Consider the following 14655-nt stretch of genomic DNA (forward strand, 5'->3'; position numbering starts at 1 on the left):
AGATGGCTGTGGCGGCCAGGTACGATCTCCGGATATAATTCGTTAATTTTGCAAGTCAGGCGTATAACGTACAACGTCAAACGTCAAACCCAAAAGTCGTCTTAGTGAAAAAAATTCACCTGCTCGTTATCAAGGCCTTTATCAGGCCGTTCGTCGTTACTTTTTTCATCGTAATGTTCGTATTACTGATGTTGTTCCTGTTTAAATACATCGACGATCTTATCGGAAAAGGGTTTGAATGGCACGTGATCGTGCGGCTGCTCTGGTATGCTTCGGCCACGAACGTTGCGATGGCATTACCGCTGGCTATGCTGCTTTCCTCGATCATGACATTTGGCAGCCTCGGCGAAAACTATGAGCTTGTGGCCATCAAATCTGCCGGGATCTCGCTGCAACGCGCCATGATGCCGCTGCTGGTGTTGATCAGCCTGCTGAGTATCTCGGCTTTTTTCTTTTCAGATTACATGCTGCCGAAAGCGAACCTTAAGATGGGCAGTCTATTATACGACGTGCGTAATCAGAAAGCGGCATTTCTTATCCAGGAAGGCGTTTTTAACAACAGCTTTGCAGGATACAGCATCCGCGTAAAAAAGAAAGATCCCGCGAAACAGATGCTGTACGACATCTTAATTTACGACCATAACAGCACCAACGGCAATATCAGCACCCTGATGGCGAAGAAGGGAAAAATGTACACGACAGAGGATAACCAATATCTGGTATTGAAACTAATGGACGGGGTGCGCTACGAAGAAAAATCGGGTGAGGTGAACTACAACCCGCGGCAGCGTTTTATCCGTGAAAAGTTTAAGGAAACAGAGCAGAAGTTCGACCTTAGTGTTTTCACGATGCAGCACACCGACGAAGGCGCTTTTAAAACCAATTACATGATGCTGAACCAGAAAGAGCTGCGGCATTTCCGCGACTCCGCTCAAAAAAACCTCGACAGCAGCTACCGCACCGTTTACCAGTTGCTCAGGCCCGGTTATGTGCTCTTTAACTCGCAGCAAGACCGCCTGAAAAAAGTAATGCAAAAACAGATCAGGCCCTATAAACAATCGGTGGCCGAGCTCGTTCCCGCAGATCTGCGTTCGGCGGCCATCCAGAACGCATCAGGTGAAGCAGCCAGCGTTGCCGGCACCCTGGCGCAAAAGAAGGTAGAGACCGAGGATTTCAGGACCCAGATCAGGCGATACATCATTGAATACCAGCGCAAATTTACCCTGGCTATGTCCTGTCTGATCCTCTTTTCTATCGGCGCGCCGCTGGGTGCCATCATCCGCAAGGGCGGACTGGGGCTCCCGGTTGTAATGTCGATCATCTTTTTCCTTATTTATCACATTATTTCCACCATAGCCGAGAAATCCGCTAAAGAAGGCTCTATACAGCCCGTCCTTGGGATGTGGCTGGCCATTATTATCCTGGCGCCGCTTGGGGTCTTTCTCACTTATAAAGCGACGGTAGATTCCGCCTTATTTAACGTGGAGGTGTATAAACAGTTTTTCCAGGGCCTGTTCAAGAATAAAAAGGCGAAAGTTTAACCTGCTTCTTTACCCTCAGATTATAATCGGCCGCAACCTATTCGTGCTGCAGTCCGTAATTTTGTATTAACATGAACACTATCTTAAATACGATCGTCGAGGCCATCGAAGAGGTAAAAGCGGGAAAGGTGATTATCGTTGTTGACGATGAGGACCGCGAAAATGAAGGAGACTTTATGGTGGCTGCCCGTTTTGCAACCCCCGAGGTGATCAACTTTATGGCGACACATGGCCGTGGCCTGATCTGCGCACCGCTTACAGAACAACGTTGCGACGAATTGCAGCTCGGCCTGATGGTAGGCCACAATACCGCTACCCACGAAACTAACTTCACGGTTTCCGTGGACCTGATCGGCAATGGCTGCACTACCGGCATTTCGGCGTCAGACCGCTCGAAAACCATCATGGCGCTGATCGATCCGGCTACAAAGCCGGAGGACCTGGGCCGCCCGGGACATATATTTCCGCTCCGTTCCAAAGACGGCGGCGTTTTACGACGCACCGGCCATACAGAGGCCACTACCGACCTTGCGAGTCTCGCCGGCCTCGAACCCGCAGGCGTTATCGTGGAGATCATGAACGAAGACGGCGAAATGGCCCGCGTTCCCGACCTTATCAAAATTGCAAAGCAGTTCGATCTTAAGATCGTGTCGATTAAAGACCTGATCGCTTACCGCCTGCGTACCGAAACGCTGATCAAACAGGAAGTATCGGTTAAACTTCCCACGCAGTGGGGCGACTTTGAGATGATCGCGTTTACACAGATCGATACCGGCGAGCATCACCTCGCACTTATCAAAGGAGAGTGGGAACCCGGGGAGCCGGTACTGGTACGTGTACACAGCTCCTGCATTACGGGCGATATCTTCGGCTCCTGCCGCTGCGATTGCGGCCCGCAGCTCCATAAAGCGATGGAAATGATCGAGAAGGAAGGACGCGGCGTAATTATTTACATGAACCAGGAAGGACGCGGCATTGGCCTCATCAATAAGCTGCACGCCTACAACCTGCAGGAAAACGGCATGGACACCGTAGATGCAAACTTAAAACTGGGCTTTAAAATGGACCAGCGCGATTATGGTATCGGTGCGCAGATCCTCCGCAGCATCGGCGTCACCAAAATGAACCTGATGTCTAATAATCCGACCAAACGCGCGGGCCTTACCGGTTACGGCCTGGAAGTGGTGAACGTGGTGCCTATAGAGATAAAATCCAACAAACATAACGAACTATACCTGAAAACAAAGAGGGATAAAATGGGTCACCTGATCATGAACGAAGGTCCTGCTAGCGGATACTCTCCTTCTTAGGACCGGTTTTGGCTTTCGGGTCGGGAATAGCATCGGCAGGTAGTGCAGGTTGCGCTTTCTTCCTTTGTTCCTCTTTTTCACGCTGCTCGCGCCTGCGTTTCCCGGAGAGTATCTCCAGCAGTTCCCCGAAATTATCGAACTCCTGGCGGTACACTAAACCGATGGCGCTGATGTAATCGTCGTCGCCGTTCAGGTTCTGGTTAAACACGTTCCTGGTATTTATCCTGTTCGACAAACGTGCTATCAGGCTTCCGTCTTTGCGGATCAGGTACTGCATTTCGAGATCGCGGTTCACATCGTTGCCGTTAATAATGGTAAGGTCTGAGCTAAGGTTTTTCCGGCCGTCTGTCACGCCGCCCGTCAGTATGAGCCGCTCATTGAACAGCTTAAAGGTAGCGCTTGCCTCGTTTAACGACCGGATGTTAAAATCCACGAAAGTGAGCCCGAGCGATTGTGCCAGAAAATTGTTAAACTGGTTAAATATCAGCTCGGTGGCCACGTTAACGCCGGTATTCTGGAGCGCGTTCCTGCTAAAGTCGTTACCCGCGCCGGAAGTAAAGCTCCGCCTCACGATAAAGCTCAATGCCTGTGTATTCACATTATTCACATCGCTTAAATAGCTCTGCAGCTCGTCTTTAACAGAAGCATCGGTTGGGAAATTAAGATCGAACGTGGCATCCGGGTGCAGCAGGCTCCCGTTCAGGTTCATAATAGCCTCTGCGATGATCCGGCGGCTGTCGCCTTGCTGGCCCGCAGCCTCATACAGCGGCTGGATATCGGGGCGGTCCCGGTAAACCGCCTTCAGGTTGATCGACGCATCGCTTGGATTGCCTGTCCATTTGATCGATCCCCCGCTGCTGATCTCAAATACCTTATTGATATAGTCGCGCGGCGTAAAAATGAACTTCCCTTCCGAGATCAGGTAGTTACCGTTCATCTCAAAATCGCCTGCACTGCTGATATTCAGGTCAATAGTACCCTCTCCCCTGCCGGTGAGTTTGCCCAGGTCGGTGTAAATATTCGCTTCCGAGTTTTCGTCCACTTCCAGGGTAAAGTTCATGGTAAGCCCGTAAAACCGGGTCGCCTTTTTTGGACCGAGTGTCGAATCTTTTGCCACGAAAGTGATCAGGTCGTTGTCCACCACCTTCTCCGCGGAGTTAAGCGGGATATTAAAAACGGTTCCGGGATCGGTACGGGCATTAATATCGATACGCATATTGTTGGTCGGCCCGTTAAAGTTGAAGGTACCTGTGCCATAAGCCAACCCGTAATAAAGCGGGTTATCGCGTGCCGATGTGTTAAGCGCAAGGAAATTGTTGGCTTTAAGTACCACATGGATCTCCGGCGAGCCGGGATTGTGCATATCTACAGTTCCGTTGGCAATCGCCTCGTGGTTGCGCGGGTCTTTCAGCACCAGGTTGGTCATCTTGATCACGCTGTTGGATACGGTAACGTTGTCGTTGATGTGATAAGGCGTCTTAAGGTAGATCACCGTCATACCCGCATCGTTCATGGTGAGCGTACCGTTGATGAGCGGCTTCTTAAGCACACCGGTCAGCTTAAGGTCCGCAGAAACGGTACCTTTTAGATTGGAAACCAGGGTCTTGAGAAAAGGCTCGAAAATGATCAGCTCGGTATGATCCATGGAAACATTCATATCAAGGCTGTTCTCCTCAGACCTGGCATTATAGGTGCCATCGACCGTCAGGGTTTTCTTGCCGTCCTTGCTGATCACGGTATTGGCCTTTACTACCCGGCTATCATTGTCGTAACCCGCATTAAAAACAAGGTCGCCTACCTGCGTATTGTTAAATACGAGCGAATCGATGGTCAGTTTAGCCTCCACTACCGGGTTTCTGGTTACCGACGCCAGTACGGCTTTTCCGTTCAGCTCTCCGCGAAGGTTCGCCCCAAACCCCGTGGTGAGCGGGTTAAAAGTGGTCAGTTTAAACTTGTTAAATTCTACGGTAAGCTCGTCATCGGGACTATTGGAGATGATCCCATTGATGGAAACCAGCTGGTTGTCCCTAAAAAGCTGGAAACCGGAAATGGTTGTTTTACCTTTTTCGTACCCGATGCGCACTTTCTCCTGTACTTTCCAGTTTTCGCGGTTGATGATCACGTCCGATGGCAATACGCTGAACGTGGCCGTTGTATCCTTACCAAATTCCACCAGGCCGTTTAAGTCGAGCTGGTTTACCGCGTCCTTGTCAGAAAGCTTGATGTTGAGGCTAAGGCTGTCATTCTTTAAGATGTTAGCGATGTTGATGTTTTTTACATACAAACTATCATTGAAATTAATCCTGTCAGACGATACCAGGATGTTCAGCGCATCAGTGGTGTTCGTTTGATCGACGATCAGCTCATTGATCTTGATATTCTTGTACTGTACCAGTTTCGCAAAACCATTCAGCGTAACCACGTTATCCCGCGAGACAAATTTCCCGTTCAGCGTGGCGCCTTCGGGAATTTTCAGGTCCGGAACAAAAAGCAGGCTAAGCGGCTCGAAATATTTCAGCTTAACAGAAAGCTCGAAATCCTGGTCTGCGGGTTTTTTATCCATCGGCCGGAGCGAGGGTATGTATTTCCGTGCTGCTGCCACGAAATAGGCCGGCAGGGTGTTCAGATCATACTGTCCCTTGATACCGGCATCCATAATATCCGACCTGATGAACAGTGAACGGGCATTGCCGATCCCTTCCGCAACGAGGTAAACGGAATCTACGGTAAAAGAGTGCTTCGTATTGGTTAAACGGATTTTCTTGAGGTCGAGGTTTCCCTGGATATTGTCGAGGTTACTTCCGGAGAAATTCGTCCTGAAATCGGCATCGATCTGCAGCGTGTCTTTCGTAAAGTTGAGCTTGTGAAGGTTTGCGCCGCGAATGGTGGCCACGAAATTAAATGCCGGAAGCTTTGGATTCAGGTCGAAGCCGCCTTTAAAATCAAGTTTGAGGTTGCGGTCGTTTATCTTTACGGTCCCCTTAAACAATTTACGATCGAACAAGCCCTTCACCATGAGGTTGTTGTAGCGATAACCCTTAAAATCGACATACCTCACCTTACCGTCGAGCTCTTCGTGCAGCTCATCATAATTAAAATGGCTGCCTTTTACGCTGGCGGCAAGTGTTACCCCTCCTAGCTGTTTGTTATCCAGTAACTCGCCGATATTGAAGTCGTAAGCTTTGATGGTGCCGGTATAAACAGGCTTGCCGGCGATCTTCATGTTCACGTCGGATACCACGCGGCCAAGCGACGTTTTAAACTCTCCATCGGCAATAAAATCCCTCGGGAAACCGGTAAACCTGCCTTTGAAATAGATATTGCCAAACTTTTTTACGATGGCCGGGAGTTCCTGGCGTTTCCCGGTAACCCCTTTAATGATCAGTTCGGCGTCCTTTTTATTGGTGTATACCTGTTCAAATTGAAGGTCGAGAAAGGTTTCGCTAACCACGGGCAGGCCGGTGATGTTGAAATTTCCTTTCATGTACGTGGCCTGGCCGGCTTTTACGGAAAAATCCCGTGCTTTAATATTATCTACGTACCCGCTTATGCGGCCGTCAACTTCCAGTTTAAGTCCCGCTGATTTAATGCCTGGCACAAAATAAGCCAGGTCGCGCGGATCGATGGATGAACGGCGCAGCTGGGCATTCAGGTAAACTTTCTTTACAAAGTCACCAAAGTCCCCGAAACGAGAAAATTTCAGCTGCACATAATCCGTTAGTTTCGTGTTTCCGGACACAAATACCAGGTCTTTAAACTCCATTTGATTCGTGTCGATGGTAGCATTGGCTGTTAACGTCTTCAGGAAGAAACCGCTTTTCTCACGAAAAGTGAGGTTTTCTATCCGTGCTTTGGCCAGGTGATTCTTAGTATCGAGGTCGAGAATATTCGCATAGAAGCTCGAGAGCGAAATATCGCTGAAGTTAATGGCATCCTTTACTACTTTCTTAGACCGGAAATCCCGGAACTTAAAAGCGATATTATTCAGCGTGATGCGTTTAAAGGTTACGTTATAAGGCTCGCCCCTGGGTTTTGGCTTTGGCTTTTTGGTGGTATCCGACTTAAAGTAGTTCACCACAAAATCGAAGTTGGTGGAGGTATCGCTTAGTTTCTTGAGGTAGAACTTTCCGTTATCCATTTGTATCGCTTCAACCGCCACGATCTTTTTCTTTGGCGAAAAGAGGCTAAGGTCTACCGTTAATCTGGGCGAGGAAATGAGCGTATCTTTCTGGTGATCTTCAATCAGTACGTTTTCGAGCACGATGGCATTAAAGAACTCCACGTGAAGCCGGCCTACTTCTACGCGGGTATTCCATTCCTTCGAGAAATATTTCGCCGCTTTGTGGGCGATGTACGTTTGTACAGGCTCGAACTGAAGCAGAAGCACCAATTCTGCCGCCAGCTGGAGAATTGCTATTACAACCCATAAACCAATTTTGAGTGCTTTTTTGATAACTTTGCTTACTTACGTGAACACAACAAAAACTAAACGCTGCGGTTTGTCAATAATTTTAGGAATCGAATCATCTTGTGATGAAACTTCTGCTGCAATATGCGCTGATGGCGACATATTGTCGAATCTCATTGCAAACCAGCTTGTCCATCAGAATTATGGCGGAGTGGTACCCGAGCTTGCATCAAGGGCGCATCAGCAAAATATAATCCCGGTTGTTAGAGAAGCCTTGTCTGTAGCAAAAGTACATAAAAATGAGGTCTCGGCGGTAGCTTTTACCCGCGGGCCCGGTTTGCTCGGGTCATTGTTAGTGGGTACCGCATTTGCGAAAGCCTTTGCGTTGGCCGGCGGGATTCCGCTCATCGAGGTAAACCATATGCAGGCGCATATCCTCGCCCATTTTATCGACGATCCGAAACCAGTTTTCCCCTTTTTATGTCTCACTGTTTCTGGCGGTCACACCCAGATCGTGCTGGTGAAGGACTACTTTGATATGGAAATAGTCGGCGAAACAACCGACGATGCCGCTGGGGAAGCCTTCGACAAAACCGCCAAGCTGCTCAACCTGCCCTACCCTGGCGGTCCCCTCATCGACCGGTACGCCAAACAAGGCGACCCGATGGCTTTCCGGTTCCCCGAGCCCCAGATCCCGGGGCTGAACTTCAGCTTTAGCGGCCTGAAAACATCGATCCTGTACTTTATACGCGACCATCAGCAAAAAGACCCCGATTTTATCGCGCAGCACCTCGCAGATATCTGCGCTTCCGTACAACACCGCATTGTAACCATCCTGCTTAATAAGCTGAAAAAAGCGGCGAAACAATATAACGTGCGCGATGTAGCTATCGCAGGGGGAGTGTCGGCCAATTCAGGTCTCCGGAACGCGCTTACCGCCATGGCCGACCAGGAAGGCTGGAACGTATTTATTCCCAAATTTGAATACTGTACCGATAACGCGGCCATGATCGCGATAGCCGGTTATCATAAGTTTCTGAAACAGGAGTTTGTTGGCCAGGATGTTGCACCCCTAGCCAGGATGATCTTATAATAAATTGTTATGGCCGAAATTATTCTTGGAGCCGTTGTGATCTTCATCATATTCTCCCAGCAGATCATCGCCGGATTAATGGCTAAAAGCATGGGTAGAAGCTTCTGGTTCTGGTTTGGGATCGCCTTCCTATTGCCCGTGATCGCCGTGATCATTCTAGCGATGAAGGAAGACAAAAACCCCGGTGGCAACCACGAGCTGGCGGATCATGTGAAGAAACGGAATGAAGCAAGGTAACGGATCGCGCTATTTCTTCCCGTGCCGGCCCGTGATTTCAGAAACGCTTACGTTAAACGTAACCGCAGCCCCGGAGGAAAGCAGCTTCACATTCCCAAACCCGATGTCCGTTAACGGCACCTTTACATAAGGCTGGAGCGATACGCTGGCAACAGGACTAAGTGTATGTGTATACGCGATTGCGAGATTTCCTACTCCAAACAAGTGGCGGTTCTGATCCCGCACCTGGTACGACTTAGGATATTTTGGGTAAGGATGTGCGTACTCGATGTTATAAGTTTCCTTCATCATAAAGTATGATGAAGCGCCTGCGCTAAGCTGCAGGGCGTTTTTACCTATGTTTAAGAACCTGAAATTCAGGTTAACGGGTACATCTAACACCCGGCAGTCGGCATCCACGGTCCCTGGAACGGCGGGAATGTAGCCGATATCCGGCTTGTAACTGCTCAGCGGCGCATCGTAAAGCTTCTTCGCAATCAGTACGCCGGTAGTAAAGCTAAGCGATCGCGTAAGGCTGATCGTTGCTGTGATGCCGCCACCGATCCCGTTCCTCGTATTTTTAAAGTTATCTACTGCGTTCAGGTCAGACAGCCCAACGAGGCTCAGGCTAACTCCGGGCCGGAACTTAGGGTTCGACCGCCTGGCAGCCCTGTTTCCCGATGAATCGGGGTTTGCAGCGGCAGGCGTCACCTGTGCAAATACCGGCGGACTGGCAGGTTTTGCGGGCGAATCCGCAGTGGCAGGCGGTATTACAGGGTTCCTGGCAGGCGACGCGTCAGCGATCACCGCAGCCGGCTCTTCCTTATTTAAAGGAATAGTTGCTGGATTAGTTAACGCAGGAGGATCGTTCTTCATCCCCTTACCGGCCGCGACGGCAGGCGACGAAACAACGGTCCCGGTTCCTTTAACAATGGCGTCACCGTTCTTTTCGCTATTCCGGGCACCTCCCTGTCTTGCGGAAGCCGTACCAGCCAATGCCGGCACCTTGTCGGCTGCGATCGTCTCCTCCCTCGAGAGAGATGTACCAGGCTGAACCGGGTCCCCCTTCCCGGGAGTACCTGATGTTTTATCTTGCTTCGGTGATACCGGCTGCGTTTTTACTACGGTATCCGCTTTATTTACCGGAGCGTCTTGTAATGCCCACCATCCCAAGGCCGCCAATAGCATGGCGGCGGCGCCGCCAATAGCGATACCCCTGTAAAAGTAATTCCGCCGGTTGCCTTTATCCAGCAGTTGCTGCATAGCAATCCAATCCTGTTCCTCGTAAGAGATCTCAGGTTCGGCTAACTTCTGCCGGAACAGCTCATCTATTTCTTTACCGTTTAAATCTTTCATGGTTCGAGGCCCCCGTTCACTATACTGCCCACTTCAGAAAATTTTTTTTGGATGGATACGATCTTTCCACCCTCCTCTGCGCCGTCTCTTACTTCACGTTCCACCGGCACACAATGCTGAAGCGCTTTCTGCAATTTCTGCCTCGCCTTAAACAAGTTCGACTTAGACGTCCCCACCGAGATGCTCAATATCTGGCCGATCTCTTCATGGCTATATCCATCAATTGCAAAGAGGTTGAAAACAGTCCGGTAGGAGGCCGGTAATTGCTGAACTATTTTCAACAAGTCCTGGTAATTCATCGACTGGTACACGTTCGGCTCCTGCGCCACATCCTCAGCTATGGTGAGCTCCTGTGTGTGCGAGTGCCGCAACTCTGCCCGATAGTGATCAATCGCCGTGTTAGACATGATCTTCCCCAGCCACGAATGAAACGGCCAGGCATAATCATACTTGTGTATGTTCTTGAAAACTTTTAAAAAACCGTCGTTCAGGATTTCCGACGCATCGTACCGATTGCTTGCATAACGCAAACATTTACCCATAGCAAAGCCGTAAAAGCGCTTGTAGAGCTTTTGCTGGCTCTCAAGTTCTTTTCGTATACAGCCATTTATCAGCGACTTAAGCTCCTGTTCGTCAAAGCGGGTGATCACGTTTAGCTTTTGTACTAACACGAATCTAATGGTTTAAAGGTTGCCTGCTCCAGGAAAAAAGTTTTTCTTTTTTAAGTTGAAGCAGAAAGTAAGCTTAAAGCGGTTCGAACAGTCAGGTATGCTAACCGGCGCAGACCCGCTTTATCTTTTCTGCCTTGCCTCCCGACTTTTCTTCATTAAACCTGATCGATGCCTATCCCGAACCCCGGCCCGCGGCAACCACCGTTGCTACGTTGTTAAAACGAATGCAGGATAAGGGATTTGTTGCGTACACCCAATATGGCAACTCGCGCGAATATTACGCCCTGGTAAAAAAGGCCGATTACTTTTCCACGCACATGAGCGGCATTATCAGGAACTTTTTTGGCAATTCGGTGCTCAGGTTCGCCTCTTTCTTTACCGAATCCGGCAACCTCACCGAAGCCGAATTGCGGGAACTGCGGAATATTGTTGATAAAGAGATCGAAAAAAAGAAAAATGACTGAATATTCAATGATCGGGTACCTTACCCGGATGGTCGCCTGTTCCGCGTTGCTGCTGGCGGCCTACCACCTTTTTCTCCAAAAGGAGAAGATGCACCGGTTCAACCGCTTTTATTTACTGGCGGCTATCGTCGTGCCGTTTGTTATTCCGCTGATCTCTACCGGCACGGTTACCGTAGCGCCTCAAACGACCGGGCAGGTGGTTTACCCTGCATCAGGTGCTGCAACGCCGGTATTGGCAACCGCAAAAGCCGTTACCGGAACCCGCGAGTTATTTCCCGCTGCCATCACCACTGTGTATGGCATCGTCCTCATTTTACTGCTTGCCCGGATGGGAGTAAATTTCTATTTCATTTTCTCCCCGGTACACAGCTGTGAGGTTGTTCCGTACCGGGGTGCGAAACTGGTGCTGGTAAAAAAAGCGATCAGCCCCTATAGTTTCTCCAATTACATATTCATTAACGAACAGCAATATCACCGGAGGGAAATAGAAGCGGAACTTTTTACGCATGAACTTGCGCACGCGACGCAGAAACATTCGGCGGATATTATTTTCGTAGAACTGGTCCAATGCATCGCCTGGTTCAATCCTTTTTTGCAGCTGTACAGGAAAGCGATCAGGCTTAACCATGAATTCCTGGCAGATGAGGCCGTATTAAGCACACACCAGAATATTTCCTCCTACCAGCAACTGCTGCTCAGCAAAGTATTGCTCAACACCAACCTGGCCCTTGCCAGCAGCTTCAATTTTTTAATCACCAAAAAAAGACTCGTTATGATGACACAACACACTCCCAAAAGCCGCGCGTTCCTGAAAGCGGCCGCATTGATACCGGTAATGATCGCCGCGATCATGTTATTCAGCACAAAAACGGAGGCCGGAAGCGGTCTCCGCAGGAAGCTAAACAGTGCTATACGATCAGAGCATTGCCTTTAAACTTTCGATCGTATCGGCTTCTTCCATCTTTTTATCCTGCCGCCACCGTAAGATCCGGGGAAACCGCAAGGCTACCCCGGATTTATGCCGTGTAGATTGGTTGATCCCTTCGAACCCGATCTCGAACACCAGCTCCGGTTTTACCGTACGTACAGGTCCGAACTTTTCGATCGTATTCCTTTTTATGAAGTGGTCTACCTGGCCGATCTCCTTATCGGTCAGCCCCGAATACGCTTTGGCGAAGGGTACCAGCTTATCGCCGTCCCAAACTGCAAACGTATAATCGGTATAGAGGTCGGCACGTCGCCCATGTCCTTTTTGCGCGTAGACCATTACCGCATCTACCGATAACGGATCTACTTTCCACTTCCACCAATCGCCGCGCTTCCGGCCCACCTGGTACACCGAGCTGCGTTTTTTAAGCATGAAACCTTCTGCGTGATACTCCCTCGACTGCATTCGCAATGCGTATAGCTCCTCCCACCCGGAGAAATTAACCACCGGCGAGATCATAAACGCTTCCGGGTGCCGCGTTGCCAGCTGAAGATCTTCGAGAATTTTCCTCCGCGAGGTCAGCGGAAGGCCCCTGGTATCTTCGCCCTGGTACTCGAGGCAATCGTATGCGATAAATACCATCGGGCTTTCGGCCAAAATTTTCTTAGAAAGATTCTTTCTCCCGATCCTGGTCTGCAGCACGTTAAACGGTAAAGGATGGCCTTCAGAATAACAAATCGCTTCGCCGTCGAGTACTGTTCCATCCGGCAGGTCCGCTAAAAAATCATGCAGCTCGGGAAATTTTTCGGTGGCAAGCTCCTCTCCGCGGGTCCAGATAAAACTTTCGCCGCGGCGGATGGCCTGCGCGCGAATACCGTCCCATTTCCACTCCGCTTGCCAGTCTGCGGGATCGCCCAACGTTTCGCCGATCTGTGCGGCAGATTTCACCTGGTCTGATGTCTCCTGTATCGCATACGCGAGATAAAACGGATATGGGCGTGAAAAATCGTCGGAAGCATCCTGCTCCTGCATTAACTGCGGGTAACTGAAGGTAAGCGGGTCCCAGTTCCCCATGATGCGGTGTGTGAGTGTAGCGGTGTCTAGTCCCGAGAGGTCGGCAAGCGCCTTGATAATCAGGTTTTGCGATACGCCGACGCGGAAACTACCGGTAAGCACCTTATTAAAAACGAATCGTTCCTGCTGGTCCATGGATGCCCACGACGCCCGGAGCCAGGTGCGGCGCTCTTCTTCGTCGAGGTTACCGAGGTGATTGATCTCTTCGATCCATTCTGCCAGTGATTTATCCTGCGAAGAAGTATTACCAGGCAGCAGCAGCGCGATCGTTTCCCCCAGGTCGCCTACCACGTGGTAGCTTTCCTCGAACAGCCATCCCGGGATCCCGGCCATTTCCATTGCCCACGTACGTACCAGGGTCGAGTTGATCTGTCGTTTCGGCTTCCTGCCGGTAAATAACGCCAGCGTATGGATCTTGTCCTGGTCGCTCACCGCCACAAAATAATCTTTCAGGATGCGTACTTTCTCGTTCGTTTTGTTGGTTTCGTCGAGATCGGCAAAAAGTTGGGCAAATGCTTTCATAAGCTGTCTCCTTCCGCTAATGCCGCATTTTCACTTTCTGCGGCGAGGGCTTCAGCTTGCGCTTCGCCGCCTTCATCGTCGCCGTATAACGTATGAGCTTCGTGGGCATCGTAGCCGTTCTCAGATAAATAGCGGGCAAACGTCGCCGTGTAACCATGGGTCAGGTAAACGGTTTCGCATTCAGTAGCAGCGATTGCCGTGATCAGCCCTTCCCAGTCGGCATGGTCCGAAAGCACGAAGCCTCGATCAGCCGCCCGCCGCCTTTTTGCGCCCCGAAGGGCCATCCACCCGGAACAATAACCAAAATCATAAGGCATAAAACGCCGCATCCACGGGGTACCTGCCGACGAAGGCGGGGCAATGATAATGGCGTTGCGAAAAGCTTCTTTCGGGGTGTCGGGGGTAATACGGGTAGCCGCATTTAGCTGTACGCCGTTACGCCGAAGCGCTTCATGTGTGTTATCGATGGTGCCGTGTGTAAAAACCCCGCCTATCGATAAATCCAGGTGCTGGAGGATCCGCTGTGCTTTGCCCAGGGAATAGCCGACGATAACGGTCGCTTTACCCTCAGCCGCATTTTGCCGCCACCATTGATTAATGTTATTATGTATTTCCTGCTGCGGTTTCCAGTGATATACCGGCATCCCAAAGGTGCATTCGGAGATAAAGGAGTGACATTTAACCGGCTCAAACGGTTCACAAACCCCATCGTTTTCCAGCTTATAATCACCGGAGACCACCCATACCTCTCCCTTATACTCTATACGTACCTGCGCAGAGCCGATAATATGTCCTGCCGGATGCAGCGAGATCTTCACCCCGTTCTTTACAACGGTTTCGCCATACCCGATCGTGCGCAAGCTGATCTCTCCCAGCCGGTAATACAGTACTTCCCGCGAAAGGTGATGCGCCAGGTATTGTTTGCTTCCCCAACGGGCGTGGTCGGAGTGTGCGTGGGTGATCACGGCATCGTCTACCGGTTTCCACGGATCTATATAAAATTTCCCGGGAGGGCAGTAGATGCCGTTGTCATTAAATTCGAGCAGGGGCTTGCGCATTGCGTTCCTTAATA

Annotated in this window: 11 protein-coding genes; 6 read left to right on the plus strand and 5 right to left on the minus strand. The window is 50.2% G+C overall.

What is annotated here, in order from left to right:
* Positions 1-104: 104 nt before the first annotated feature.
* A complete protein-coding gene (locus GS398_RS02795) occupies positions 105-1541 on the plus strand; it encodes an LptF/LptG family permease (RefSeq protein WP_160905200.1) in 1437 nt (478 codons plus the stop codon).
* 71 nt (positions 1542-1612) lie between these two features.
* On the plus strand, positions 1613-2851 hold the full coding sequence (locus GS398_RS02800) for a bifunctional 3,4-dihydroxy-2-butanone-4-phosphate synthase/GTP cyclohydrolase II (protein ID WP_160905201.1): 1239 nt from the start codon (positions 1613-1615) through the stop codon (positions 2849-2851).
* Here the strand turns inward: GS398_RS02800 and GS398_RS02805 are convergent.
* On the minus strand, positions 2829-7238 hold the full coding sequence (locus GS398_RS02805; RefSeq protein ID WP_160905202.1) for a translocation/assembly module TamB domain-containing protein: 4410 nt from the start codon (positions 7236-7238) through the stop codon (positions 2829-2831). The genes GS398_RS02800 and GS398_RS02805 overlap by 23 nt on opposite strands.
* 112 nt (positions 7239-7350) lie before the next feature.
* Here GS398_RS02805 and tsaD point away from each other — a divergent pair, with 112 nt between their 5' ends.
* The gene (tsaD, locus tag GS398_RS02810) at positions 7351-8352 is read left to right on the plus strand and encodes a tRNA (adenosine(37)-N6)-threonylcarbamoyltransferase complex transferase subunit TsaD (protein ID WP_160905203.1); all 1002 of its coding nucleotides are present in this window, start codon (positions 7351-7353) and stop codon (positions 8350-8352) included.
* A gap of 9 nt (positions 8353-8361) precedes the next feature.
* On the plus strand, positions 8362-8589 hold the full coding sequence (locus GS398_RS02815) for a hypothetical protein (protein ID WP_160905204.1): 228 nt from the start codon (positions 8362-8364) through the stop codon (positions 8587-8589).
* Positions 8590-8598: 9 nt separating this feature from the next.
* Here GS398_RS02815 and GS398_RS02820 read toward each other — a convergent pair whose 3' ends face one another.
* Together GS398_RS02820 and GS398_RS02825 are read right to left on the minus strand one after the other, a co-directional pair.
* A complete protein-coding gene (locus tag GS398_RS02820) occupies positions 8599-9924 on the minus strand; it encodes an NADH-quinone oxidoreductase subunit E (RefSeq protein WP_160905205.1) in 1326 nt (441 codons plus the stop codon).
* Positions 9921-10595: an RNA polymerase sigma factor gene (locus GS398_RS02825; protein ID WP_369410216.1), complete on the minus strand. Its 675-nt coding sequence runs from the start codon at positions 10593-10595 to the stop codon at positions 9921-9923. The genes GS398_RS02820 and GS398_RS02825 overlap by 4 nt, the downstream gene beginning before the upstream one ends.
* A 134-nt stretch (positions 10596-10729) precedes the next feature.
* Here GS398_RS02825 and GS398_RS02830 point away from each other — a divergent pair, with 134 nt between their 5' ends.
* Complete coding sequence (locus GS398_RS02830) at positions 10730-11059, plus strand: BlaI/MecI/CopY family transcriptional regulator (RefSeq protein ID WP_202405937.1); 330 nt, start codon at positions 10730-10732, stop codon at positions 11057-11059.
* Positions 11052-11993, plus strand: a complete 942-nt coding sequence (locus GS398_RS02835; protein ID WP_160905206.1) for a M56 family metallopeptidase — start codon at positions 11052-11054, stop codon at positions 11991-11993. The genes GS398_RS02830 and GS398_RS02835 overlap by 8 nt, the downstream gene beginning before the upstream one ends.
* Here the strand turns inward: GS398_RS02835 and GS398_RS02840 are convergent.
* Entirely contained in the window at positions 11976-13583 is a 1608-nt protein-coding gene (locus GS398_RS02840; RefSeq protein WP_160905207.1) for an ATP-dependent DNA ligase, read from the minus strand. The two genes, GS398_RS02835 and GS398_RS02840, sit on opposite strands and share 18 nt — an antisense overlap.
* Positions 13580-14641: a ligase-associated DNA damage response exonuclease gene (locus tag GS398_RS02845; RefSeq protein ID WP_160905208.1), complete on the minus strand. Its 1062-nt coding sequence runs from the start codon at positions 14639-14641 to the stop codon at positions 13580-13582. Before GS398_RS02845 ends, GS398_RS02840 begins: the two co-directional genes overlap by 4 nt.
* Positions 14642-14655: the final 14 nt, after the last annotated feature.

Source organism: Hufsiella ginkgonis (genome assembly GCF_009834915.1).
Lineage (GTDB): Bacteria > Bacteroidota > Bacteroidia > Sphingobacteriales > Sphingobacteriaceae > Hufsiella > Hufsiella ginkgonis.